This window comes from Tardiphaga sp. 285_C5_N1_2 (genome assembly GCF_052076065.1).
Taxonomy (GTDB): Bacteria; Pseudomonadota; Alphaproteobacteria; order Rhizobiales; family Xanthobacteraceae; genus Tardiphaga; species Tardiphaga robiniae.
On the sequence record NZ_CP197241.1, the window covers coordinates 657,568 to 680,748 of the forward strand.

Genomic DNA, 23,181 nt, shown 5'->3' on the forward strand with positions numbered 1-23,181 from the left:
AGCATGACGTGACCGCGGCCTAGACAAACGCAGGGGTCGCAAAGGATACGCGCATGCTTCCGCAGCAGGTCAAGGTCTCCGATATCACCGATGAGAATTCGGCACAGACCTATCTCAACCAGGCCATCATGACGACGTTCTGCCGCGTGCTCGACAGTTCGCGTCTGCCGCCCGATGTGGTGATGCGTCTTCTGGCCACCGCGATCGGTTCGACCTATCGCGAAGTTGCGGCGGCCCATCAGGACGGCCAGTGCCCCTGCGGATGGCGCCCGGTCCCGGATGCCGATATCGAGGCCCTGCGATCGTCGCTTGAAGGCGCGGCTGCGCCGAAGATGGCCGACGATCTGCACAGCATGGTGATCGCCGGACGGGCGTAGCCGCCCGTCGATCTGCCCTCAAATAAGGCTGTATCTGCGCGGAATTGGCCACTGCGGATCACCGCAGATGGCATTTTTGCGTCTGTTCCGCTCTCCCGATCACGTGATTGGGCCAGCGCGATCGACATATGGCAATTCCTTTAGACCTAAACTACTTTGGCCCGATCCTTGAATGTCGAGGAGATCGCGATCGGTGCAAAGTGACCTCATGACATCCTCATCCGCTGCAGTTCTCGACCACACCCCAGCCAACTCGACCGTCTGGCGCGAAGTCGCACGCGCGATCGCCGACATCGGCGCCAAGCGCTGTTTCGGCCTCGTCGGGGGCGCAAATTTCAAGGTGACGCTCGGATTGACCGAGTTCGGTGTCGAGTTTGTCGCTGCGCGCCACGAAGGCGGCGCGGTAAGCATGGCCGATGTGGCGGCGCGTCTGACGCGCGACCTGACCATCGTCAGCGTAACGGCCGGGCCGGGTTTGACTAATGCGATCACCGGCATCGGCGAAGCGGCCAAGAGCGACACGCCTTTGCTCGTTCTCGCAGGTGACGTTGTGCTCGGCGACAAGCAGTCGGCATTTGCCTTCAATCAGTCGGAACTCGTTCACGCGGTCGGCGGCGAGTGGCGTCAGATCACCGATGCACAGAGCGCTTACGCCGACACCTGGAAAGCAGCCTCGGTGGCTCTGCGCGAGCGCAAGCCGGTCGTGCTCAGCCTGCCGATCAATGTGCAGGAGATGCCGGTCACGGCAACGATGGGCAAGAAGCATTTGCCGATCATGCCGCGGGTCACGATCAATCCGGCGAAGCTGGATGAACTTGTTGCGACGATCCGGACATCGAAGCGACCGCTGATTCTGGCGGGTCATGGCGCTGTCGTGGCCGATGCGCAGCCGCTGCTGGTTCAACTGGCCGACAAACTTGGCGCGTTGCTGGCGACGTCGTTGCAGGCGCATGGGATGTTTTCCGGTCATCCGTGGAATCTCGGCGTGGCCGGAGGCTTCTCCTCGAAAGCAACGGCTGAGCTGATCGCGCAGAGCGACATGATCCTTGCTTTCGGCATGTCGCTGAACATGTGGACCACGAAGAAGGGCAAGCTGATTTCGGACTATGCTCAGCTCGTGCAGATCGATGTCGAGAAGGGCCGCATCGGCGTGCATCGCCCGGTCGATCTCGAGCTCGAAGGCGATGCATCGGCTGTGGCCACTGCCGTGTTGCAGGCGTTTGATAAGACGCCGCCCAGCGAGGCCGGCTGGCGCACGCCAGCGGTTGCCGCGGTGATGACTGCCAGGGGCAACCACAATCTGGCCTATGACGACACCAGCACTGCCGACCACATCGATCCGCGCACGCTGAGCAAGGCGATGGACGATATCCTGCCGAAGGATCGCACGGTCGTTGTCGACGGCGGCCATTTTGTCGGCTGGGTGACGCGCTATATTTCAGCGCCCGACCACAAGGGTTGGTGCATTCCGATTGCGTTCCAGTCCATCGGTCTCGGCCTTGCCGGCGCGATCGGTGCGGCAGTGACGCAGCCGGAGCGGCTGACTGTGCTGGCCGTCGGCGATGGCGGTTTTCTGATGTCGATCGCGGAACTTGAGACCGCGGTGCGGCTGAAGAAGCGCATCTGCATCTTCATCTATAACGACAGCGCCTACAGCGCCGAGGTGCATCACTTCGGGCCGGAAGGCTACAATGCGGGTATGGCGCAATTTCCGGTGACCGATTTTGCGGCCATTGCGCGCGGATATGGCGCCGATGGCGTTGTTGTGCGGACGCTCGCCGATCTCGATGCGGTAAAGCGTTGGGTTGCCGATGGCGCGCAGGGGGTGTTCATCGTCGATGGTCGCATCAATCCAAAGCTGATTGCGGATTGGTATAGCGAGATGTTCAGCGGCGCGAACTTGTAGTTGGCCTTCTTACCTCTCCCCGCTTGGCGGGGAGAGGTCGGCTGAAGCGCGCGGAGCGCGTGAAAGCCGGGTGAGGGGGAGCGCATGATACACTTAAGCGCAAACCACTAACTCCCCCTCACCCGAAGGCTCCGCTGCGCTCGCCTTCGACCTCTCCCCGCAGGCGGGGAGAGGTTATGCCGCGGCTTGGTTCGTTGCTTCAACATTCCCCAACCATTCTTTCGCAATGGTCAGATCTGCCTGCGAGAGCTGATGCCCGACGGGCAACGTGCGATGCTGCACATCGGCCCCCGCCTTTGTCAGCATCACAGCCAGCCGTTGCGAATTGCTCGGCGGGATGATCGGGTCGGATTGGCCCGACACGATCAGTACCGGCTTGGCTGCGAGATCTGCCATCGGCGCGTCACGTAGCGGCACCATCGCCCGCAACAATATGCCGCCGGCCAGCGCCTCGGGGCGTAACAGCATCATTGCCGCGGCGATATTGGCGCCGTTGGAATAGCCGAGCGCGATCGGTGCTTTGAGCCCGTAGCGCTTGCGGGCTTCGACTATGAAGTCCGCGAGCTCGTTGGCGCGACTGACCACGTCGTCCTCGTCGAACACGCCTTCGGCGAGCCGGCGAAAGAAGCGTGGCATGCCGTGTTCCAGCACCTGACCGCGGGGCGAGAGCAGTGCTGCACCCGGCGCAATCGCCTCGCCGAGCGGGAGCAGGTCGCTTTCGTCACCGCCGGTGCCATGCAGCAGCAGGAGCGGCGTTGCCTCGCGCCGGTTGCCCGGCGCGAAGCGATGAATGTGGGACAGGTCGTTACTCATGACGTCACCTTTTCAGTGTCGAGCGCCGGCAACACGCGCTCAATCTCGCCGCGATGCTTTTCGAGAAACGCGGGCAGTTTCAGATGCTCGCCGAGGGATTCGACGGGCTCATCCACGGCAAAGCCGGGGATGTCGGTGGCGATCTCGAACAGCACGCCGCCGGGTTCGCGGAAATAGACCGAGCGGAAGTAGTTACGGTCCTTCTGCTCCGTCGGCTGCTGGCCGTGGGTCTTCACCAGCTTGTTGGCCATCACCTGTTGATCGGCGTCATCGACGGCGCGGAAGGCGATGTGATGCACCGAGCCACGGCCCTGACGACCCGGCAGGAAACCGCCGGCCTCATAGATATCGACGATACCGCCTTCGACACTGTCGGCACTCAGGCGGATGATCGAACCTTCGCGCGCGGTTTCCTTGAAGCCGAACACGTCGATGAGGATCGCGCTGGTCTTCTCGGCCTTCTCCAGCAGAAGCGTCACGCCATGGAAGCCGCGGATCGCGTGCTCCGCCGGAACGTCGCCATTGCTCCAGCCGGGCTCATTCTCCGCGCCGGCAACGCCGACCAGAGCGAGGCTCATGCCGTCCGGATCGGTGAAGGGCAGTACGGCTTCGCCGAAGCGCTTTTCGAGCGCCTCATGGGCAATGCCCTTCTCGATGAAGCGATGCGTCCAGTAGCCGAGCGAGCGGGCAGGGACCCGGAACGAAGTCTGCTGGGTCTGGCCCACGCCGCCACGGCCGGGGGCCGCATGCTCCCACGGGAAGAAGGTCAGGATGGTGCCCGGCTTGCCGGTCTCATCGCCGTAGTAGAAGTGGTAGGTGCCCGGATCGTCGAAATTGACGGTCTTCTTGACGAAGCGCATGCCCAGCGCGCGGGTGTAAAAATCGAAATTCCGCAAGGCATTACCGGCGATTGCGGTGACATGGTGGATGCCTGACATGGTCTGTCTCCTGGTTGGGAAGGCGTCTCGTCTTCCGTTGCCGGGATAATTGGGTCATCCCCGTTCAAAGACAATCTGGCCATTTGTGACATGACTGTCTATGAATTGGGGACAGTCAGGAATGCCCCATGGATAAGCTCAACAGCCTGCGCGCCTTCGTCAAAGTCGTCGAACTCGGCAGCTTCTCCGAAGCAGGGCGGCAGCTGCGGCTGTCGCGCTCGGCGATCTCGAAATATGTCGGCGATCTCGAACAGGACCTCGGCGTGCAATTGCTCAACCGCACCACGCGTCACGCGAGCGCGACCGAGAACGGCCAGGCCTATTTCGAGCGGGCACTGAGTATCCTCGCCGATCTCGATGCCGCCGATCAGGCGGTGGCGCAGGCGCAATCGACGCCGCGCGGACTGCTGCGCGTCAATGCGCCGATGTCGTTCGGCACGCTGCAACTCGGTCCGGCGATTGCCGACTTCATGGCGCAGTGCCCAGAGCTGCAGATCCAGCTCGTGCTGTCGGACGATCAGGTCGATCCGATGCAGGGCGGTTTCGACGTGACGCTTCGCATCGCCGATCTGGAGTCTTCAAGTCTCATCGCGCGTAAAATCGTCGCCATCGATCGCGCGGTTTGCGCGTCGCCGGACTATCTCAAGCAATACGGCACGCCGAAGCTGCCGGAGGATCTGCGCAGCCACGCGCTCCTGACCTATGGCTTCCTGCTCACGGGCAATCAGTGGAAGCTGACCGGCAGGGATGGCAACGATCACTGGATCCAGCCGAGCTGGACGCTCTGCGTCAACAATGCTGAAGTACTGCGCGATGCCGCGATCAAGGGCAGGGGCGTCGCGCTGCTGCCGACCTTCATTGCCGGCGATGCATTGCGCGCGGGCGCTCTGCGCAGCGTGCTCAATACCTACAAAGCGCCGCCGCTGACGCTCTATGCGATCTATCCTCCGACGCGGCACCTTGCCGTGAAGGTGCGCCTGTTCATCGATTTCCTGGTGGCGCGCTTCAGCGGCGTGCCGGAGTGGGATGAGAAGCTCTAGCGCCAGATCGCACGCATCCGCGAATTGATGTCCATGCGCACACCCTGTGCTGCCGCGCGCGCCGGATCTGCCGCAGCCACCTGCGGCCAGGTCGTGCGTTCGAACAGGCCGAGCAGCGCTTCCGGAATGAAGCGGGTGCGTGACGCATAGACGTGGCGGTCACCTTGTGCGTGCTGGCCGTGGGTGAAGAAACGCTGCGGTACCATCAGATGCAGATCGTCCTTGGCGCGCGTCATCGCCACATAAAGCAGCCGGCGCTCTTCCTCGATCTCCGCTGATGTCCCGGTGCCCAAATCCGACGGCATGCAGCCATCGACCACATTGAGCACATAGACCGATTTCCATTCCTGCCCTTTGGCGGAGTGGATCGTCGAGAGGATCAGATAGTCTTCATCGAGCAGCGGCACGCCGGACTGATCGCTGGTCGCGTCCGGCGGATCGAGCGTGAGTTCAGTGAGAAAACGTTCGCGCGACGGATAGCCTGACGCGATCGCTTCGAGCTGGATAAGATCGGCGCGGCGCGTCAGCGAATCCTCGTGAATGCGATCGAGATGCGGCTCATACCAGCGTCGCGCCAGTTCCAGTTCGGCGGGCCAGCCCGCACGGCGTGACTTGATCTCGCTGATGACCTCGACAAAGCCGCGCCAGTCGGCTGCTGCGCGGGGTGGGGCCGGCGCGTGAGCGAGGGCGTCGATCGGATCGGGTGCCGCGATCATGTGATCCAGCGCGCGCTGTGCGGAAGCTGGCCCCACACCGGGTAGCAATTGCATCAGCCGGAAACCGGCGACCCGGTCACGTGGGTTCTCCACGAAACGCAGCAGCGCCAGTATGTCCTTCACATGCGCGGCGTCGAGAAATTTCAGGCCGCCGAATTTGACGAATGGAATGTTCCGCCGCGTCAGCTCCACTTCGAGTGATCCGCTGTGCGACGACGTCCGGAACAGCACGGCCTGTTCCTTCAGCTTCATGCCGCCTTCGCGATTGTCGAGCACGCGCGCGACGATGGCGCGGGCCTGATCGGTCTCGTCCCGGATGGTGACGAGTTGCGGCTTGGCGGAGGAGACGCGGTCGGTCCAGAGATTTTTGGTGAAGCGCTCGCGCGCAAGATCGATCACGCCATTGGCCGCTGCCAGGATCGGTTGCGTGGATCGATAGTTGCGGTCGAGCGTGATGATTTGCGCGGGTGGGCTGAACTGCCTGGGAAAATCGAGAATGTTGCGCACTGTGGCGGCGCGAAACGAATAGATCGACTGCGCGTCATCGCCGACAACGGTGAGGCCCGCCCCGTTGGGCTTCAAAGCCATCAGGATCGCCGATTGCAGGCGATTAGTGTCCTGATATTCGTCCACGAGCACGTGATCGAAGCGACCGCCGATATCGCTAGCCAGTAGCGGTTCGCTCGCCATCTGCGCCCAGTACAGAAGCAGGTCGTCGTAATCGAGCACGTTCTGCTTCTGCTTGGCTTCGACATAGCTGGCGAACAGCTCGCGCAGCTCGGCTGACCACGCCGCGCACCACGGATAGGATGCGCCGAGCACCTGATCGAGTTCGGTCTCGGAATTCACGCAGCGGGAATAGATCGCGAGGCATGTGCCTTTTGTCGGGAAGCGCGTCTCGGTTTTGGAGAAGCCGAGTTCGTGCCGGACCAGATTCATCAGGTCGGCGGAATCCTCGCGGTCGTGAATGGTGAAACCGGGATCGAGTCCGATTTGTTCGGCATAGTCCCGCAGGAGCCGCGCGCCGATGCCATGGAATGTGCCAGCCCAGGCCAGCGCATCGGTCATGACGCCGGTATTGTCGCCCATCACTTGGCGCGCGATGCGCTCGACGCAGCGGCTCATCTCGCTGGCCGCGCGCCGTGAGAAGGTCATCAGCAGGATGCGGCGCGGATCGGCGCCGTTGACGAGCAGATGCGCCACGCGATGGGCGAGGGTGTTGGTCTTGCCGGAACCGGCACCGGCGATGACCAACAGCGGAGCAGACGTGATGCTGTTCCCATGCGGGAACACGCCATGCTCGACGGCACGGCGTTGTTCTGGATTGAGGGCGTCGAGATAAGAGGCTTGAGCGAGCAAGGCGTGTATCCGAGGTGACGAATCACGCTCGCTGATTCCCGCTTTGTTCGCAATGGAAGAGCGGCGTGCCGAAGCGCGCCGCTGGAAGAATTACGCCGCCCGCACTTCGCGGAGGAACACATCGACCTGCGTGCGGAGGTCTTCGCCGTTGCGTGACAGGTCCGCGGCCGACTCCACCACGCGCGACGCGGCGAGGCCGGTCTCGCGGGCGGCGTCATTGACGCCGGCAATGTTTTGCGAGACCTCGCCGGTGCCGCGGGCGGCTTCGGCGACGTTGCGGGCGATTTCGAGCGTGGCTGCGCCCTGTTCCTCGACGGCGGCGGCGATGGCGCTTGCGATCTCGCTGACGCGGCCGATGGTCGAGGTAATGCTTTGGATCGAACCCACCGAGAGCTTCGTGGCACTCTGAATCGCGCCGACCTGTGCCGAGATTTCGTCCGTTGCCTTCGACGTCTGGGTGGCCAGTGCCTTCACTTCGGAAGCGACGACGGCGAAGCCGCGGCCGGCTTCACCTGCGCGGGCCGCTTCGATGGTGGCATTGAGTGCGAGCAGGTTGGTTTGCGCAGCGATCTCGCTAATCAGCTTGACGACGTCACCGATCTTCTGCGCGGCCTCCGCAAGGCTCTGCACTTCGCTATTGGTGACGTTGGCCTGCGATACCGCATCGCCGGCGACGCGGGCAGATTCGTTGACCTGCTGTGCGATCTCGCTGATCGAGGCGTTGAGCTCCTCGATAGCAGCGGCGACTGCCTGAGCGCTCTGCGTGGCCTCCTCGGATGCTGCCGCGACAGCTGCGGTCTGCCGGGTGGATTCCTCGGCGGTGGCCGCCATCGATTGCGCGGTGTTGCGGAGTTCGCCGGCAGCCGAACCGACGGCGGTGACTACGGTACCAACGCTGCCCTCGAAGCGCGAGGCGAGAGCACTCATGGTGTCGCGGCGATCAAGCTGGGCGCGCTCGCGCTGCTCTTCCTGGGCGGCCCGCAGCTGCTCGGTTTCGATCAGCCCGGTCTTGAAGATTTCGACGGCGCCGGCCATCGAGCCGATCTCGTCCTTGCGGCCTGCACCCGGCACCGCGATCGTGTGATTACCGCCCGCAATGGTCCGCATCGCAGTTTCGAGTGCGCGGATCGGCTTCGCCATCGAGCGGCCCATGAAGGTTGCGATGGCACCGGCGAGCAGCAGCACGCAGGCAGAAATGATGGCCAGCCAATTCAGCGAGGATCGCATCAGGCTGTGATATCCGCTGGTATCACGGGTGATTTCGAAGACGGCGATGTTGTCGCCCGAAAAGCTCTTGATTGCGCCGAAGGTCGTGGCAACGGGCTTGTTGTCGAGTTCGCCATATTGGGTCACAACTTCGCCGGCAAGCGCGCGACGCAGCATATCGACACCCGGAGCAGCCGACTTCAGGGTGGACGCCAGCGTCTTGCCGGCCTGGCCGTCGATCTGGTGAATGCCGACATCGACACCGAAACGCGACTTCATGGTGTCGACGAAAGTCTTGCCGAACGGAGCGCCGACATCGATCGTGCCGAGAATGGTATCACCATCCATCGCCGGTGCTACGCCAAAGACGTTGAGCGCATCACGGCCGGGCTCGATGCCGCCGACCGACTTCTTGCTGGTCATCGCCTGCACCACCATCTTGCGGCGTTCGGAAACGTTGTCTCCGAAGGTGCCGGGATTGTGGATGCGGGCGAAGCTGATGGCCGGCGGTGTTTGAATGGTGATCAGTTCGAGGCCGCGCGGCTTGATACGCTGATGGGCCTCCTTCAGATTCGCGAGCGCACTGGCACGATCGTTCGCCTTGATGGCGTCCTTGATCGGCTGTGACGACGCGATCGACTCGGCAACTGCGAGCAGCGTGCGCGTTTCGGCATTCAGCGCTGCCGTGAGATTGGCGTAGTCATCATGCGCTTCACGACTAAGGGCTGTGTCGATGATCGCCTGTTGCTGCCACATGCTGAAGGCAGCGAGCGCGCCGCACGATCCGGCAGCGACGAGCGTGATGGCGACAATCATACGTGCTGAAATAGAATTGAATGCTTGCATCGACATGCCCCTTGGACCGCGACAAGCAATTTTGCTGCGGCACCGAAATTCCACGTGAAAATAGGGAAGCCGAGTGAAGGAGCCCTTAATTACCTCTGATGTGTAGGTATCCTGGTATCATGATTCCATTATGCCGCAGCAGATTTTGGCTTCGGGCGATGCCAGCATCGGTCGTGATCGAATGTGCGACGATACTAGTGGAGCCGAGACGAGCCATTCCCCGGCGCAAGGCACCGGTCCACGTGCGAGAGAAGAACCGCCGATTTGAGGGGCTTCTGGAGGCGACAGACGGCGCCGAGCTCGGTGGACATCGCGAGAAAATCGGGCGCGAACGCGCCTGCCGGTGAGGCCGCGTGACCTGACATGACGATGATCGGGATCTCCGGGCGGCACCGATGCGCCAGCTTCATCGTCTCCAGCCCGTTCATCCCGGGCATGAAGATATCGATGATGAGCAGATCGAAATCGGCGTTGCGGAGAATGTGGCGCGCGCGCGGGCCGTCACTCGCGCAGGTGACGCGGTGGCCTTCGCGCTCAAGCATCAATTTGGTGAAGATCTGAACGACCTTGTCATCGTCGACGATCAGGATGCTTGCCATCTGCCGGTCCCCCGGATGCCGTCGCGCCAGTGCGGAGCATGGTTGTCTGGTTACGCACGCATCGCTACATGCCACGTTGCAAATGTGGCTTCTCGTTAAACGCCGCATCGAGCAGCGATCTGTGGACCTGAATATGTCCGTCATAGCTGACGAAGCCGAGCTTGCGAAACTTGTTCATGAAGAAGCTGACGCGCGAACGCGTAGTGCCGATCATCTCCGCCAGCATTTCCTGACTGATGTCGATATCGATGGGATGGCTGGCGCCTCCCTCGCCATAGTGAGCGAGGATCAGCAACAGGCGCGCGAGGCGCTTCTCGCTTGAATTGAACAACTGATCGATCAGATCTTCTTCGATGCGGTTGTTGCGCGACAGAAGATAGGCGACGAAGAATTCTGCGAAAGCGGGCTCGTCGCGCAGATGGGCGAGCATCACCGACTTGTTGATGGTGACGATGGTGCAGTCTTCCATCGCCGTCGTTGTGACGGTGCGCAGCGGATGACCATTCAGGCAACCCTCACCCAGGAACTGTCCGGGTTCGAGCAGGCCGACGACGGCTTCCTTGCCTTGTTCGGACAGGACCGTGAGCTTGATACGTCCGCTCAGGATGTAGCAAACAGAATCTGCCGTCTCACCCTGACAAAAGATGTTCTGGTTTTTCTTGTAGTCGGTCGTAACCCTTCCGATGCCGGGACAGGTCAGAAAATACGGCGCATCGAACTCGGCTACAGCAGGAACCTTCAAGGCAGCTAGCCGTGTCATCGCGAATCTCCGGAGATCGATCTTTGCAGGTCAGCGTAAATCTATTCAGGGTTGTATTGTTCCCGCCAGATCTAGTTAAATTGCCGGCATAAGAGATCAAAACGCACATGCGTGAGTGGGAGGATTGATGGGGTCATCAATCCCGATGTGCATATAGATACCACCAGGCGCGTGAGGCGGCGTAGTTACGTCATCGGATTCACTGCCTTGAAACAACTTCCCTCCATGTTGCTACGCAACTTAACGCGCAGATCGTCTGTCATGTCCGCAACACACGCTGCTCTCGAATTGCGAGGGTTAACGAAACGTTTCGATCGGCCAGCTGTCGACGGACTCGATCTCACGGTTCGTGCTGGCGAGTTCTATGCGCTGCTGGGCGCCAACGGAGCCGGCAAGACGACGACATTGCGCATGGTCGCGGGATTGCTGCGCCCCGATTCAGGATCGGTGTCCATACTTGGTATCGACGCGCTCGCCGATCCCGTTGCGGCAAAGCAGATCATGGCCTGGGTGTCCGATGAGCCGATGATCTATGACAAGCTGACGCCGCTCGAATATCTCGAATTCGTTGCCGGTCTATGGGGCTGCGATGCTGAAACGGCCGAGCGCACGTCGCATGCACTGTTGGCATCGTTAGGTCTTGGTCCACATCTGCATGAGCGATGCGAAGGCTTCTCCAAGGGCATGCGCCAGAAGGTGGCGCTGGCCGGCGCGTTGGTGCATGAGCCCCGGCTGATCATTCTCGACGAACCTTTGACCGGGCTCGATGCCGTGTCGGCGCGTCATGTCAAAGGCCTGCTGCAGGATCGCGTGCGCTCCGGCTGCACGGTAATCATGACCACGCATATTCTCGAAGTTGCCGAGCGCATGGCCGACCGGATCGGCGTGATCGCCGCAGGCAGGCTGATCGCCGAAGGTACGCTTGCCGAATTGCGTCAGCAGAACGGACAGGGCGACACCAGCCTCGAGGACATGTTCGTGGCGCTGGTGGACGGCGCGCCGGTTGCCGCATGACACCATCCGCCAGCGTGATGTGGTTTGCCGGCCATGAAGTCCGGCTGGCATGGCGCGAAATGCTGGGCATGCTCACGGCGGGCCGTCGCTGGCGTCCGCGCAGCATTTCGCTTCTGCTGATTGTCTTCGTGATCTTCCTGCATCTGCCGGCTTATGCGGTGGTCGGCCGTTTCGCAGATGTGCAGACGCCGCTCGATCAATCGACGGCCATTGTGATCACGGCGAGTATCTTCCTCGCCTGGGCGCTCGTTCTGTCGCAGGCCATCGAGTCCGTCACCCGCGTATTCTACGCGCGCGCCGATCTCGATCTCATCATGTCGTCGCCGGCGCCGCTCACCAACCTGTTCTCCGTCCGCATCGCAGCCATCGCATTGACGGTGACCCTGATGGCGATGTTGCTGGCGACGCCTTTTGTCAACGTACTGGTGATCGGCGGCGGTGCACGCTGGTTCTCCGCCTATGCTGTCGTCATTGCCATGGGCCTGTCGGCGTCTGCGTGCGCTATCGCCATCACTGTCGGATTGTTTCAGCTCTGCGGCCCTGCCAAGACGCGGCTGGTTGCACAGATCATTTCGGCGGTCACTGGCGCAGGTTTCGTGATCGCATTGCAGGTTGCGGCGATTCTCTCTTACGGCACGCTGTCGCGTTTTGCCGTACTGACCTCCGATGCCGCAGCCGCCTTTGCGCCGGCGGCGGACAGCGTGGTGTGGTGGCCCGCGTGCGCGATGCTTGGCGATATCGCAGCACTGGTGCCGCTGCTGGCGGCCGGGTTGATCCTGCTGGGAAGCGCCATGGCAATCTTCTCGCCGCGCTTCAGCAACTACGTGGCCAGTGCCGTGCCATTGGCGCAAGTTCGACGCAAGAAAGTCGCAAGACGGTTTCGACCGGGCTCTCGACGTAACGCCTTGCGCCGCAAGGAGTTTATCCTGTTGTGGCGCGATCCGTGGCTGGTCTCGCAAACTCTGATGCAGCTGCTGTATCTGTTACCGCCAGCCCTGATGCTGTGGCGCAGTTTCGGCGAGGGGGCAGGCGCGTTCATCGTGCTGGCGCCGGTGATCGTGATGGCCGCGGGTCAGCTCGCCGGCGGCTTAGCCTGGCTGACGATCTCCGGTGAGGACGCTGCGGATCTGGTCACAACCGCGCCGCTTCTGGCAAACACGATCATCACGGCCAAGATCGAAGTCGTGCTGGTCATCATAGCTGTCGTGTTCACGCCGATGGTCGTGGGTCTCGCGCTGGTCTCGCCGCGGCTGGCGGCAGTGACAGCGCTGGCGACCGTCGTGGCCGCGGGATCGGCTACCGCCATCCAGCTCTGGTTCAGGGTGCAGGCGCGGCGCAGCCAGTTCAGGCGACGTCAGACGTCATCGCGCATTGCGACCTTCGCCGAAGCTTTCTCGTCGATCGGCTGGGCTGCGACAGCGGCGCTGGCACTGGTGCTGCCGATTGCCTCGGTGATCTCGGGTGCCATGACGGCAGGTCTCATGGCGCTGACGTGGAAGATCAGTCCTGTCAGGACCTGAAATAACAAAGCCACCCGCGGATACGGGTGGCTTTGAAATTTACAACGGTCTCGAGACGACGATCAGGCCACCATCGACATCGGCGTGATGGCGGGGGTGGCTTCGCTAAAAACCTCCTCCGTGACCACGGTAAAACGCACCAGCGGCGTCGGGCCGAAATTGGTGGAGATCGCTACGTCAGCAGCGTCGCGACCGCGGGCCATCACGATGCGCCCGATGCGCGGATGATTGTGACGCGCATCGAACGTGTACCACTTGCTTCCGAGGTAGACTTCGAACCAGGCGCTGAAGTCCATCGGCGCGGGATCGATGGGCACGCCGATATCGCCGAGATAGCCGGTGCAATAGCGCGCCGGAATGTTCATGCAGCGGCACAGCGTGACCGCCAGATGGGCGAAGTCGCGGCACACGCCGATACGCTCTTCATGGCCTTCGAAGGCGGTGCGATCGTTGCGGGCATGATGATAGCCGAATTCGATGCGCTGATGCGCGTAATCGACAATGGCCTGGACGCGCGCCGCGCCGTCTTCGATATGGCCGAACAGCGACCAGGCAAGATCTGACAGCTTCTGCGTGTCGCAATAGCGGCTGCCGAGCAGGAAGACCATGACATCGTCAGGCAGTTCGCCAACCGCCTGCAACGGCCCTGATGGCGGAGCAGCATCCGGCAGTCCGCTATCTGAAATCAGAAAGTCATTCTTGATCTCGATCAGTCCGGGCGGTGCGACGATGCGCGTGCAGGTATTGCCGAACATGTCGAGATAGTCATGCGCCTGTACGTCATGGGAAAACTGGATGCGATGTGGGCTCTGCAGATCCTTCGCGCGCGAAGGATGGATGCTAAGCATCAGGATCATGGGCGTTTCCTGCAAACACTGGAAAGCGATGTCGTAGCCCGCGCGAATCTTCACTTTTACGTCTCCACTAGCTCGGCAAATCCGTAATTCATCGTTGCCAGACAAGTGTAGTCACCAAACATCGTTCCGAGGTTCAGTGACAGGAATGTGCAGAAAATGTGGGCAGCGAGGCCGCTCCAGCCCCGCCGCGCCATAAGCTATTTCTTCAGGGACAACAGCAGCAGCGAGCGGGCGGTCACCTGATACATATGGCCGAACGGGAAATCCTCGCCACCCTTCGTATCGGGAATGTTGGTATCCACCAGAAGTTCCCAGGCCTGTCCGCCAAACGCCTCGGGCATCGTGAAATCGACCAGTCCTTCGAAGCCGTTGAGAATCATCAGCATGGTCTGATCCTCCGCCGGCTTGTGAATGCCGGTCTTCTGCGCACGGCCGTCCAGCAGCATGCCGAAGCATTTCATGTTGCCGTCTTTCCAATGTGCGTCTTCCATCGGGCGGCCATTGGCGTTGATCCATGTCACGTCGCGAACATCGAGGTCGGGGTCGTGCTCGCCGGTCAGGAAGCGGCTGCGACGCAGGACCGAGCAGCCGCCGAGCAGTTTGATGAGCCGCTTGGTGAAAGCGAGCAGGTCCTTGCCCTCGGTCGTCAGGCTCCAGTTGAACCAGGAAATCTCGCTGTCCTGGCAATAAGCGTTGTTGTTGCCGTTCTGTGTGCGGCCGAATTCATCGCCGCCGAGCAGCATCGGCGTGCCCTGCGAGAACAGCAGCGTCGCCAGCATGTTGCGCTTCTGGCGCTCGCGCAGGGCGATGATGGCCTTGTCGTCGGTCGGGCCCTCAACGCCGCAATTCCATGAGGCGTTGTTGGAGGAGCCGTCCTTGTTATTCTCGCCATTGGCCTCGTTGTGTTTCTCGTTGTAGCTCGCCCAATCGTTCAGCGTGAAGCCGTCGTGAGCGGTGACGAAATTGACGCTGGCCCAGGCGCGGCGACCCTGATGGTTGAACATGTCCGCAGACGCGACGAGACGCGGTGCCAGTGCCGCGACCGGCGCTTTGCCGCGCCAGAAGTCACGCGCAGTATCGCGAAACTTGTCGTTCCATTCCGCCCAGCCGGGTGGGAAACCGCCGACCTGATAACCACCGGGGCCGATGTCCCAGGGTTCGGCGATCAACTTCACTGTCGTCAGCAATGGGTCCTGATCGACGGCTTTCAGGAAGCCACTCTGTTCGGTGAAGCCGTAGACTTCGCGCGCGAGAATGGTGCCGAGATCGAAGCGGAAGCCGTCGATATGCATCTCCCGCACCCAGTAGCGCAGGCTGTCCGCCACCATCTGGATGACGCGGGCATTGGACAGGTTCACTGTGTTTCCGGTGCCGGTGTCGTTGATGTAATAGCGTGGCTTGTCCGGAAGCAGCCGATAATAACTGGCATTATCGATGCCCTTGAAGGACAGAGTCGGGCCAAGCTCGTTGCCTTCGGCGGTGTGATTATAGACGACATCGAGGATGACTTCGAGCCCGCCGGCATGCAGCGCTGACACCATCTCCTTGAACTCGCGCAGCGAGTTCGGCACGTCCGATGCGTAGCGCGGATCGGGCGCAAAGAAGCCGATGGAATTGTAGCCCCAGTAATTCACCAGCTTCTTGTTCAGCAGATAGTCGTCATTGATGAAAGTATGGATCGGAAGCAGCTCGACCGAGGTGATGCCGAGGCCGCAGAGATAATCCACCACAGGCTTGCTGCCGAAGCCGGCATAGGTGCCGCGCAGCTTCTCGGGCACGTCGGGATTCAGCTTGGTGAAGCCCTTGACGTGGGTCTCGTAGATGATGGTCTGGTCCCATGGCACCGGCTGCCGGCCGGCCTCGCCAGCCCAGTCGAAGTCGCGATCGACAATCACGCATTTCGGCATGAACGGGGCGGAGTCGCGTTCGTCGAAGGTGGTGTCGTCGCCGCTCTCCATCTTGTAGCCGAATACAGCCGGATTCCATTCGAGCTGCCCGGCATGGGCGCGGGCATAGGGATCGAGCAGCAGCTTGTTCGGATTGAAGCGATGGCCCTTTTCTGGCTCATAGGGGCCATGGACGCGATAGCCGTAAAAGGTGCCGGGGCCGACGTCGGGGATGTAGCCGTGAAACACCTCGTCGGTATATTCCGGCAGCTCGATTCGCGTTTCCTTGTCGCCGTCGAACAGGCAGACCTCGACCTTGGTGGCATTGGCCGAGAAGAGCGCGAAGTTGGTGCCCTTTCCGTCCCAATGCGCGCCAAAGGGATAGGGGAGACCTTCTTCGACTACTCTGTGCGTCACGATTGCCCCACTGTCTGGTGATGAAAATGCGCGGGATAACTGCGCCGCCGCATTTCCGTTGCAATGCAAACAGGCTGTTTCGGAATATATCTTGGCCTGCGAGGGTCGCTAGCCCGGAGTTTTGCTTATGACCGACGTCTCCCATCACAAACGCATCGCATTGCTGGGCGCGCCAGTCGAAGTCGGGGCCTCGCAGCGCGGGACCTTGATGGGGCCGGCGGCCATGCGGACGGCAGGCCTGGGGCCGCTGCTGGAAGAGCTTGGCTTCGAGGTGGAAGACCACGGTGACCTCATGCCACCGTCTGTGCCTCTGTCGACCGATGCGCCGCCGGAGAATGCCAAGCATTATCGTGTGATCCAGAGCTGGATCCAGGCGCTGAGTGCGCGTGCCTACGCGCTTGCCAAATCGGGCGCGCTGCCGATCTTCGTGGGCGGTGATCACAGCCTGTCTATGGGATCGGTCAATGGCGTGGCGCGGCACTGGCACGAGCAGGGGCGCGAATTGTTCGTGCTGTGGCTCGACGCGCATGCCGATTACAATACGCCGCACACGACCATCACCGGCAACATGCACGGCATGTCCGCGGCCTTTCTGTGCGGCGAGCCCGGTCTGGATGGATTACTCGGCGCTGAGCCGCGCGCATCGATCAAGCCCGATAATCTCGATCTGTTCGGCATCCGCTCCATCGATAAGCTCGAGAAAGAGCTAGTCCACACGCGCAAGGTGGCCATCGCAGACATGCGGCAGATTGACGAGTTCGGTGTTGGCGTCCTGATCCGCCGCGTCATCGAGCGGGTCAAGGCGCGCAACGGCGTGTTGCATGTGTCCTTCGATGTGGACTTCCTCGATCCCGCGGCAGCGCCCGGCGTTGGCACCATGGTGCCCGGCGGCGCCACCTATCGCGAGGCGCATCTGATCATGGAGCTGCTGCATGATTCCGGGCTGATGTGCTCGCTGGATGTCGTCGAGCTCAATCCGTTTCTCGACGAGCGCGGGCGTACCGCACGGGTGATGGTCGAGCTGGTCGGCAGCCTGTTCGGGCAGCAGATCACCGATCGGCCGACACCGAGCAACGCAATTATACCGCCCGGCTAGCTCGCGGTAGGCAAAACCTCGATTGGTTCCGGGTCTTTGCGCGCGTTACGCATGATCGTTTTGTTATCGTCTCGGAACTAACCCTGCAGCGCGGGATTGCTCCCTCATGGTTCACACACGAGGAGCACGTCATGATTAAGCATCTTGCCATCATCGCCGTTGCTGCGGCGGGCATTAGCAGCGCAATTCCAGCCAAGGCCCAGGAGTTCGGCGTCGGCGTCGGTCCGGGAGGCGTTACGGTCGGTGCCGTCGGCCGCGACCGCTATCGCGACGATTATGACCGCGGTTACTACCGCGATCGCCGTGACCGCAACGAGACCGTGATCATCAAGCGCAGCCGTGATCGTGACCGTGGCTATTACGATGGCGGCGTCGAACGTCGTACTGTCATCGAACGCTACTAATATTGCGCCGAACGAGAGGCGGCCCTTCCTCGGAAGGGCCGTTTTTTCGTGCGTGATGGAAGCCTCAGAACATTGAGTGACAGGACCATGGCAACTGCAGCGACAGTCTGGTGGCAGGCCGGCACCATCTATCAGATCTATCCGCGATCGTTTCAGGACTCCAATGGAGACGGTATCGGCGATCTCGCGGGCATCGTCGGCCGGCTTCCTTATCTGCGGCGGCTCGGCATCGACGCGATCTGGCTGTCGCCGATCTTCCCGTCTCCGATGGCAGACTTCGGCTATGACATATCAGACTATATCGGCGTCGATCCGATCTTCGGTACATCGGCCGATTTCGACGCGCTGGTGGCTGCGGCTCACGGTCATGGTCTAAAGATTATTCTCGATCTGGTGCCGAACCACACCTCGGATCAGCATCCGTGGTTTGTCGAAAGCCGGTCGTCACGCGATAATCCCAAACGCGATTGGTATATCTGGCACGATCCGAAGCCGGACGGCAGCGCGCCGACCAACTGGATGTCCGAATTCGGCGGCAGCTCCTGGCAGTATGACGAGGCCACCCAGCAATATTACTATCACGCCTTTCTCGACAAACAGCCGGACCTGAATTGGCGCAATCCTGCTGTTCGCAACGCCATCTATGAGGTGATGCGGTTCTGGATGCGACGCGGCGTCGATGGCTTCCGCGTCGATGTGATCTGGCATCTGATCAAGGATTCCGAATTTCGCGATAACCCGATAAATCCGAATTTCACGGCCGGGCGCCCGCCACACGAGGCTTTCCTGCCGCTCTATTCCACCGACCGGCCGGAGACGCTGGATGTGGTCGCCGAAATGCGCCGTGTGATCGACGAATTCGACGATCGGGTGCTGATCGGCGAGATCTATCTCCCTTTCGATCGGCTGGTCGCCTATTACGGCAATGACCTGTCGGGCGCACATCTGCCGTTCAACTTCGCGCTGCTCTCCGCGCCGTGGAATGCCTTTGCCATCAGCGAATTGATCGCGCGCTACGAAGCCGCGCTGCCGCTCGGCGCCTGGCCTAACTGGGTGCTGGGCAATCACGACCGGCCGCGCGTCGCCAGCCGGGTTGGCATGGCTCAGGCACGCGTCGCTGCGATGTTGTTGTTGACACTGCGCGGGACGCCGACGCTGTATTATGGCGACGAGATCGGCATGAAGCAGGTGCCTATTGCACCGGATCAGGTTCAGGATCCGTTCGAAAAGAACGTGCCTAGGATTGGTCTCGGCCGCGACGGATGCCGCACGCCGATGCAATGGGGTGCCACCGAGCATGCGGGTTTCACGACCGGTGAGCCCTGGCTGCCGCTGGACACGGACTACCACCATCAGAATGCCGCTGCTCTCGCGGCCGATCCCCATTCGATTCTCAGCCTCTATGTGAAGCTGATCGACTTGCGCAAGCACATGCCTGAACTGGTGTTCGGCGGCTATGAGCCTGTGGACGCTGAGGGCGATGTGCTGGCCTATCGGCGCGTCTATGACGCGCAGACGGTTCTGATCGCCCTCAATCTCAGCGGTGAGCCCGCATCATTGCATGTGGGGGGCGGCGAAATATTGCTAGCGACGGGACTGGATCGCCATGGCGAGAATGTTTCGGGCGCGCTGGAATTATCGGGCAATGAAGGCGTGATCGTCAGGCTGCGGTGAGTAAATTGCACCGCCGTCATGCCTGGGACAAGCCCGGGCATGACGCGAATTTAGTGCAAGGCGTATAAAAGCAGAAGGCGCCGCCGATGTCTCGGCGGCGCCTTGATGCTTGCGAGGCTGCGTAGAGCCGGGCGCTCAGTCCAGACCGATCGTGGTCAGGTCCTGGAACCAGTGCTGGGCCTGCACGAACTTCTTCACCTTCGGCGACAGCGCATGCGGGTTGGTGTCGTGAACGACCCAGACCAGCACGGCGTCGTCGACGATCTGCGCATGGGCTTCGGCCAGCAACTCGTCCTGCTTCTTCGGATCGAAGGTGTTCTTGGCTTCGTCGATCAGCGCATCGACCTTCGGGTTCTTGTAGCCGCCCCAGTTCACGCCGACCGGTGCGGTCTGGCCGGAGTGAAAAAAGCGGACGATGGCGTACAAGGGATCCGAGGTGACGTAGGCGATGTTGTTGGACGTGATGCCCTTCATGCTCTCGTCAGCCGCGCCCTTGCGCCACGCGGTGTAGAGCACTTCGAGTTCGACGACCTTGAATTCGACCTCGACGCCGATTTCCTTGAAGCTCTGCTGCAGGAATTCGTTGATCGGCAATGACAGCATTTGGCCGGTGCCGCCATTGGCGATGATGAAGGTCGCCTTCAGCGGCTTCTCCGGGCCGTAGCCGGCTTCCTTCACCAGCTTCTTGGCTTCGGCCAGATCATATTTGATCTTGAAGGTCGGCTTGCCGAACCACGGGCTCGACGGATCGACCTGACCGATAGCGGGCTTGGCGAGACCGTTCATCAGCGCGACGACGGCATCGCGATCGATGGCGAGGTTCAGCGCCTTGCGCAGGCGGACGTCGGTCCAGGGCGAACCCGGCAGCACGCTGAGGTGATAATTCCAGACATGCGGCGTGACGTTGTCGACGATCTTCATGCCGGCGCCCTTGAGCTGCGGCACAGCGTCGGGAGCAGGGGTCTCGATCAGATCGACCTGACCGGCGAGCAGCGCGTTGGTGCGGGTGAGGGCCTCCGGCATCGGCACGAGCACGAGCTTGTCAGCTTTCGGGATACGCTTCTTGTCCCAATAGTCGGAGTTTTTGCTGAGCTCAGCGAGTTCACGCGGCACCAGCTTGGTCAGCTTGAAAGGGCCGGTGCCCGAGGGCTGCGACGCGAACTTGTCCCAGTCCTTGCCGACCTTCTCATATTGAGCCGGGCTGGAGACAAGGAACCACAGCATCTGATAGGGGAAGAAGCTGTCGACGCTCTTGGTGGTGATCTCGACGGTGCCATCATCGATCTTGGCATAGCTGGCGACCGAGGGCAGGCGGGTCTTTACCTGCGCGCTCTGGCGCTTGTCGAATTGCGGCGCCTTCTCGTTCAGCACCTTGTCGAGATTCCAGATCACCGCATCGGCGTTGAAGTCGCTGCCATCATGAAACTTGACGCCCTTGCGCAAGGTGAAGCGCCACTTGGTCTTGTCGGTGTCGTCGACCTTCCATTCGGTGGCGAGGCCGGGAATGAGTTTGCCGGGACGATCGGCGACATCCATTTCCCAGGCGACGAGCGGATCGTAGATCGTGTAGCCGGTGAACTGGTAGCCTCCGGCGCCGCGATCAGGCTGGCCTGTGGTCAGCGGCACGTCCGCCATCGAGATGCCATAGCGCACCACCGTTTCGGCTTGCGCCGGCGCGGCTGCACCTATGGCGGCGGCGATGGCCGCAACAAATAACGAGCTTCGAACGCGCATAAACCAGACTCCGTATGGTGGGATATTGTCTGCCAGATACCTGCAATCCTGATGCCAGATTGGGCAGGCGGAACGGTCGGTGTGTGCTGGTGTGCTGCAGTGCCGCAGTTTGAGTCATTGCGCTGCAAGGTTGCAGGCCTTGGCACAAGCGTTGCATAAGAATTAGCCAGTTTAGAACAAACCAACACTGGCCAAAGCCAACGTGTCATCCAAAGCCAAGAGGGACTGATTACGATGCGTATCGAAAAGCCGACAAAGAGCCGTCTCGCGGCAGCAATCACGTTGCTGACGCTCGCCACGGCCCTGACCTTGCCACAGGTGGCGCGCGCCGAGACGGTGCTGCGCATCGGCATGACCGCTGCCGATATTCCGCGCACGCTTGGCCAGCCCGATCAGGGCTTCGAAGGCAATCGTTTCACCGGCAATACGATGTATGACGGCCTGACCGGCTGGGATCTGTCGTCCGCGACCAAAGCGAGTGTTGTTATCCCGGCGCTCGCCACTGAGTGGGCAGTGGACGACGCCGACAAGAAGAAGTGGACCTTCAAACTGCGTCCCGGCGTCACTTTCCACGATGGTTCGGCCTTCAATGCGGATGCTGTGGTCTGGAATGTGGACAAGGTGCTCAAACAAGATGCAGTCCAGTTCGACGCCAGCCAGGTCGGTGTGACCGCCTCGCGCATGCCGACCCTGGTGTCGGCCAAGAAGATCGACGACATGACCGTCGAGTTGACCACGAAGGAGCCGGACTCCTTCCTGCCGATCAATCTCACCAACCTCTTTATGGCGAGCCCGACGAAGTGGCAGGCGCTGTTCGACAAGGCCGAAGGCGCCGATGCCAAAGCCAAGTCGCAGGCCGCATGGGCGGCCTTCGCGCGCGAAGCCTCCGGCACCGGCCCGTGGAAGATGTCGAAGTTCACGCCGCGCGAGCGTCTCGAACTGGTGAAGAACGACGCCTACTGGAACAAGGACCGCGTTCCGAAGACCGACAAGATGGTGTTGCTGCCGATGCCGGAAGCCAACGCACGCACTGCTGCGCTGCTGTCGGGGCAGGTCGACTGGGTCGAGGCGCCGGCGCCAGACGCGGTCAAGGAAATCACCGCGCGTGGCTTCAAGATCGAGAAGAACGAGCAGCCGCATGTCTGGCCGTGGCAGTTCTCCCGTGCCGAAGGCTCACCGTGGAACGACATCCGCGTCCGTAAGGCCGCCAATCTCTGCATCGATCGCGAAGGTCTGAAGGATGGTCTGCTCGCCGGTCTGATGGTGCCCGCGAGCGGGACCTTCGAGCCCGGTCACCCCTGGCGCGGCAAGCCGACCTTCGAAATCAAGTATGATCTGAAGGCAGCACAAGCGTTGATGAAGGAAGCCGGTTACGGTCCCACCAAGAAGCTCGAAGTGAAGACGCAGACCTCGGCGTCCGGCTCCGGCCAGATGCTGCCGCTGCCGATGAACGAATATCTGCAGCAGGCGCTGGCGGAGTGCTACTTCGACGTCAAGCTCGACGTCATCGAATGGAATACGCTGTTCACCAACTGGCGCCGCGGCGTCAAGGATCCCTCGGCGAACGGCTCCAACGCCACCAACGTCACCTATGCGGCGATGGATCCGTTCTTCGCACTGGTTCGCTTCCTGCAGTCGTCGATGGCACCGCCGGTCTCGAACAATTGGGGCTTCATCAACAATCCGAAGTTCGATGAACTGGTGACCAAGGCACGCACCACCTTCGACGCGACGGCACGTGATGCGGCTCTGGCCGAGCTTCACGCGGCTTCTGTCGACGACGCAGCCTTCCTCTACGTGGCCCACGACGTCGGTCCGCGTGCGCTAAGCCCGAAGATCAAGGGCTTCGTACAGCCGAAGAGCTGGTTCGTCGACTTCTCGCCGGTGTCGATCACGCCGTAAGCAACAAGCGAATATCGGCCGCACATTGTGCAGCCGATATTCGCGCGAACCTCTCCACGTCATGGCCGGGCTTGACCCGGCCATCCACGCCTTCTTCGCTGCAAAGACGTGGATGCC

At 61.5% G+C, this 23,181-nt stretch carries 18 protein-coding genes; 9 read left to right on the forward strand and 9 right to left on the reverse strand.

The annotated features are described in order from the left end of the window. Positions 1-53: 53 nt before the first annotated feature. Together AB7951_RS03090 and AB7951_RS03095 are read left to right on the forward strand one after the other, a co-directional pair. Positions 54-377 (forward strand): hypothetical protein, encoded by a 324-nt coding sequence (locus AB7951_RS03090; RefSeq protein WP_199711962.1) that lies wholly within the window; start codon positions 54-56, stop codon positions 375-377. A 208-nt stretch (positions 378-585) separates the two neighbouring features. After that, positions 586-2,283: a thiamine pyrophosphate-binding protein gene (locus AB7951_RS03095; protein WP_158596717.1), complete on the forward strand. Its 1,698-nt coding sequence runs from the start codon at positions 586-588 to the stop codon at positions 2,281-2,283. A 174-nt stretch (positions 2,284-2,457) separates the two neighbouring features. Here the strand turns inward: AB7951_RS03095 and AB7951_RS03100 are convergent, their stop codons facing one another. Together AB7951_RS03100 and AB7951_RS03105 are read right to left on the reverse strand one after the other, a co-directional pair. Further along, positions 2,458-3,096, reverse strand: a complete 639-nt coding sequence (locus AB7951_RS03100) for an alpha/beta hydrolase (RefSeq protein ID WP_120287075.1) — start codon at positions 3,094-3,096, stop codon at positions 2,458-2,460. After that, on the reverse strand, positions 3,093-4,034 hold the full coding sequence (locus AB7951_RS03105; RefSeq protein ID WP_120287074.1) for a ring-cleaving dioxygenase: 942 nt from the start codon (positions 4,032-4,034) through the stop codon (positions 3,093-3,095). The genes AB7951_RS03100 and AB7951_RS03105 overlap by 4 nt, the downstream gene beginning before the upstream one ends. Positions 4,035-4,162: 128 nt before the next feature. Between AB7951_RS03105 and AB7951_RS03110 the strand changes: the two genes are divergently transcribed. Then, positions 4,163-5,074 carry a LysR family transcriptional regulator gene (locus AB7951_RS03110; RefSeq protein WP_120287073.1) on the forward strand — a complete coding sequence of 304 codons (912 nt, stop codon included), beginning with the start codon at positions 4,163-4,165 and terminating at the stop codon, positions 5,072-5,074. On the opposite strand, the gene AB7951_RS03115 is transcribed toward AB7951_RS03110, so the two are convergent. The 4 genes from AB7951_RS03115 to AB7951_RS03130 all read right to left on the reverse strand — a co-directional run bounded on the left by AB7951_RS03115 (position 5,071) and on the right by AB7951_RS03130 (position 10,560). Next, on the reverse strand, positions 5,071-7,149 hold the full coding sequence (locus AB7951_RS03115; protein WP_441255656.1) for a UvrD-helicase domain-containing protein: 2,079 nt from the start codon (positions 7,147-7,149) through the stop codon (positions 5,071-5,073). The two genes, AB7951_RS03110 and AB7951_RS03115, sit on opposite strands and share 4 nt — an antisense overlap. A gap of 90 nt (positions 7,150-7,239) precedes the next feature. Beyond that, on the reverse strand, positions 7,240-9,201 hold the full coding sequence (locus AB7951_RS03120; RefSeq protein ID WP_120287996.1) for a methyl-accepting chemotaxis protein: 1,962 nt from the start codon (positions 9,199-9,201) through the stop codon (positions 7,240-7,242). Between the two features lie 194 nt (positions 9,202-9,395). Continuing rightward, positions 9,396-9,800, reverse strand: a complete 405-nt coding sequence (locus tag AB7951_RS03125) for a response regulator (protein ID WP_120287071.1) — start codon at positions 9,798-9,800, stop codon at positions 9,396-9,398. Positions 9,801-9,864: 64 nt separating this feature from the next. Next, positions 9,865-10,560, reverse strand: coding sequence for a Crp/Fnr family transcriptional regulator (locus tag AB7951_RS03130; RefSeq protein ID WP_120287070.1), 696 nt, complete (start codon positions 10,558-10,560; stop codon positions 9,865-9,867). Between the two features lie 225 nt (positions 10,561-10,785). Between AB7951_RS03130 and AB7951_RS03135 the strand changes: the two genes are divergently transcribed. Both AB7951_RS03135 and AB7951_RS03140 read left to right on the forward strand, forming a co-directional pair. Further along, positions 10,786-11,574 carry an ABC transporter ATP-binding protein gene (locus AB7951_RS03135; RefSeq protein WP_439060543.1) on the forward strand — a complete coding sequence of 263 codons (789 nt, stop codon included), beginning with the start codon at positions 10,786-10,788 and terminating at the stop codon, positions 11,572-11,574. Then, positions 11,571-13,094 carry a permease gene (locus AB7951_RS03140; protein WP_120287068.1) on the forward strand — a complete coding sequence of 508 codons (1,524 nt, stop codon included), beginning with the start codon at positions 11,571-11,573 and terminating at the stop codon, positions 13,092-13,094. Before AB7951_RS03135 ends, AB7951_RS03140 begins: the two co-directional genes overlap by 4 nt. Positions 13,095-13,156: 62 nt before the next feature. On the opposite strand, the gene AB7951_RS03145 is transcribed toward AB7951_RS03140, so the two are convergent. Next, complete coding sequence (locus AB7951_RS03145) at positions 13,157-14,005, reverse strand: transglutaminase-like domain-containing protein (protein ID WP_439059826.1); 849 nt, start codon at positions 14,003-14,005, stop codon at positions 13,157-13,159. Positions 14,006-14,148: 143 nt separating this feature from the next. Beyond that, positions 14,149-16,254: a glycogen debranching protein GlgX gene (gene glgX, locus AB7951_RS03150; RefSeq protein ID WP_120287066.1), complete on the reverse strand. Its 2,106-nt coding sequence runs from the start codon at positions 16,252-16,254 to the stop codon at positions 14,149-14,151. Positions 16,255-16,381: 127 nt separating this feature from the next. Between glgX and rocF the strand changes: the two genes are divergently transcribed. The 3 genes from rocF (at position 16,382) to AB7951_RS03165 (ending at position 19,428) form a co-directional block, all read left to right on the forward strand. Further along, entirely contained in the window at positions 16,382-17,350 is a 969-nt protein-coding gene (rocF, locus tag AB7951_RS03155; protein WP_120287065.1) for an arginase, read from the forward strand. Positions 17,351-17,481: 131 nt separating this feature from the next. Continuing rightward, complete coding sequence (locus tag AB7951_RS03160; protein WP_120287064.1) at positions 17,482-17,754, forward strand: hypothetical protein; 273 nt, start codon at positions 17,482-17,484, stop codon at positions 17,752-17,754. Positions 17,755-17,841: 87 nt separating this feature from the next. Continuing rightward, a complete protein-coding gene (locus tag AB7951_RS03165) occupies positions 17,842-19,428 on the forward strand; it encodes an alpha-amylase family glycosyl hydrolase (protein WP_120287063.1) in 1,587 nt (528 codons plus the stop codon). Between the two features lie 135 nt (positions 19,429-19,563). Here AB7951_RS03165 and AB7951_RS03170 read toward each other — a convergent pair whose 3' ends face one another. Continuing rightward, a complete protein-coding gene (locus tag AB7951_RS03170; RefSeq protein ID WP_120287062.1) occupies positions 19,564-21,162 on the reverse strand; it encodes an ABC transporter substrate-binding protein in 1,599 nt (532 codons plus the stop codon). Between the two features lie 234 nt (positions 21,163-21,396). Here AB7951_RS03170 and AB7951_RS03175 point away from each other — a divergent pair, with 234 nt between their 5' ends. Continuing rightward, positions 21,397-23,064 (forward strand): ABC transporter substrate-binding protein, encoded by a 1,668-nt coding sequence (locus AB7951_RS03175; protein WP_120287061.1) that lies wholly within the window; start codon positions 21,397-21,399, stop codon positions 23,062-23,064. The last annotated feature ends 117 nt before the right edge of the window (positions 23,065-23,181 follow it).

What these genes read in the sequence shown, in the direction of transcription:
- AB7951_RS03090 (WP_199711962.1), top strand. Translation starts at nt 54, where the DNA reads ATGCTTCCGCAGCAGGTCAAGGTCTCCGATATCACCGATGAGAATTCG.
- AB7951_RS03095 (WP_158596717.1), top strand. Translation starts at nt 586, where the DNA reads ATGACATCCTCATCCGCTGCAGTTCTCGACCACACCCCAGCCAACTCG.
- AB7951_RS03100 (WP_120287075.1), bottom strand. Translation starts at nt 3,096, where the DNA reads ATGAGTAACGACCTGTCCCACATTCATCGCTTCGCGCCGGGCAACCGG.
- AB7951_RS03105 (WP_120287074.1), bottom strand. Translation starts at nt 4,034, where the DNA reads ATGTCAGGCATCCACCATGTCACCGCAATCGCCGGTAATGCCTTGCGG.
- AB7951_RS03110 (WP_120287073.1), top strand. Translation starts at nt 4,163, where the DNA reads ATGGATAAGCTCAACAGCCTGCGCGCCTTCGTCAAAGTCGTCGAACTC.
- AB7951_RS03120 (WP_120287996.1), bottom strand. Translation starts at nt 9,201, where the DNA reads ATGCAAGCATTCAATTCTATTTCAGCACGTATGATTGTCGCCATCACG.
- AB7951_RS03125 (WP_120287071.1), bottom strand. Translation starts at nt 9,800, where the DNA reads ATGGCAAGCATCCTGATCGTCGACGATGACAAGGTCGTTCAGATCTTC.
- AB7951_RS03130 (WP_120287070.1), bottom strand. Translation starts at nt 10,560, where the DNA reads ATGACACGGCTAGCTGCCTTGAAGGTTCCTGCTGTAGCCGAGTTCGAT.
- AB7951_RS03135 (WP_439060543.1), top strand. Translation starts at nt 10,786, where the DNA reads ATGTTGCTACGCAACTTAACGCGCAGATCGTCTGTCATGTCCGCAACA.
- AB7951_RS03140 (WP_120287068.1), top strand. Translation starts at nt 11,571, where the DNA reads ATGACACCATCCGCCAGCGTGATGTGGTTTGCCGGCCATGAAGTCCGG.
- rocF (WP_120287065.1), top strand. Translation starts at nt 16,382, where the DNA reads ATGACCGACGTCTCCCATCACAAACGCATCGCATTGCTGGGCGCGCCA.
- AB7951_RS03160 (WP_120287064.1), top strand. Translation starts at nt 17,482, where the DNA reads ATGATTAAGCATCTTGCCATCATCGCCGTTGCTGCGGCGGGCATTAGC.
- AB7951_RS03165 (WP_120287063.1), top strand. Translation starts at nt 17,842, where the DNA reads ATGGCAACTGCAGCGACAGTCTGGTGGCAGGCCGGCACCATCTATCAG.
- AB7951_RS03170 (WP_120287062.1), bottom strand. Translation starts at nt 21,162, where the DNA reads ATGCGCGTTCGAAGCTCGTTATTTGTTGCGGCCATCGCCGCCGCCATA.
- AB7951_RS03175 (WP_120287061.1), top strand. Translation starts at nt 21,397, where the DNA reads ATGCGTATCGAAAAGCCGACAAAGAGCCGTCTCGCGGCAGCAATCACG.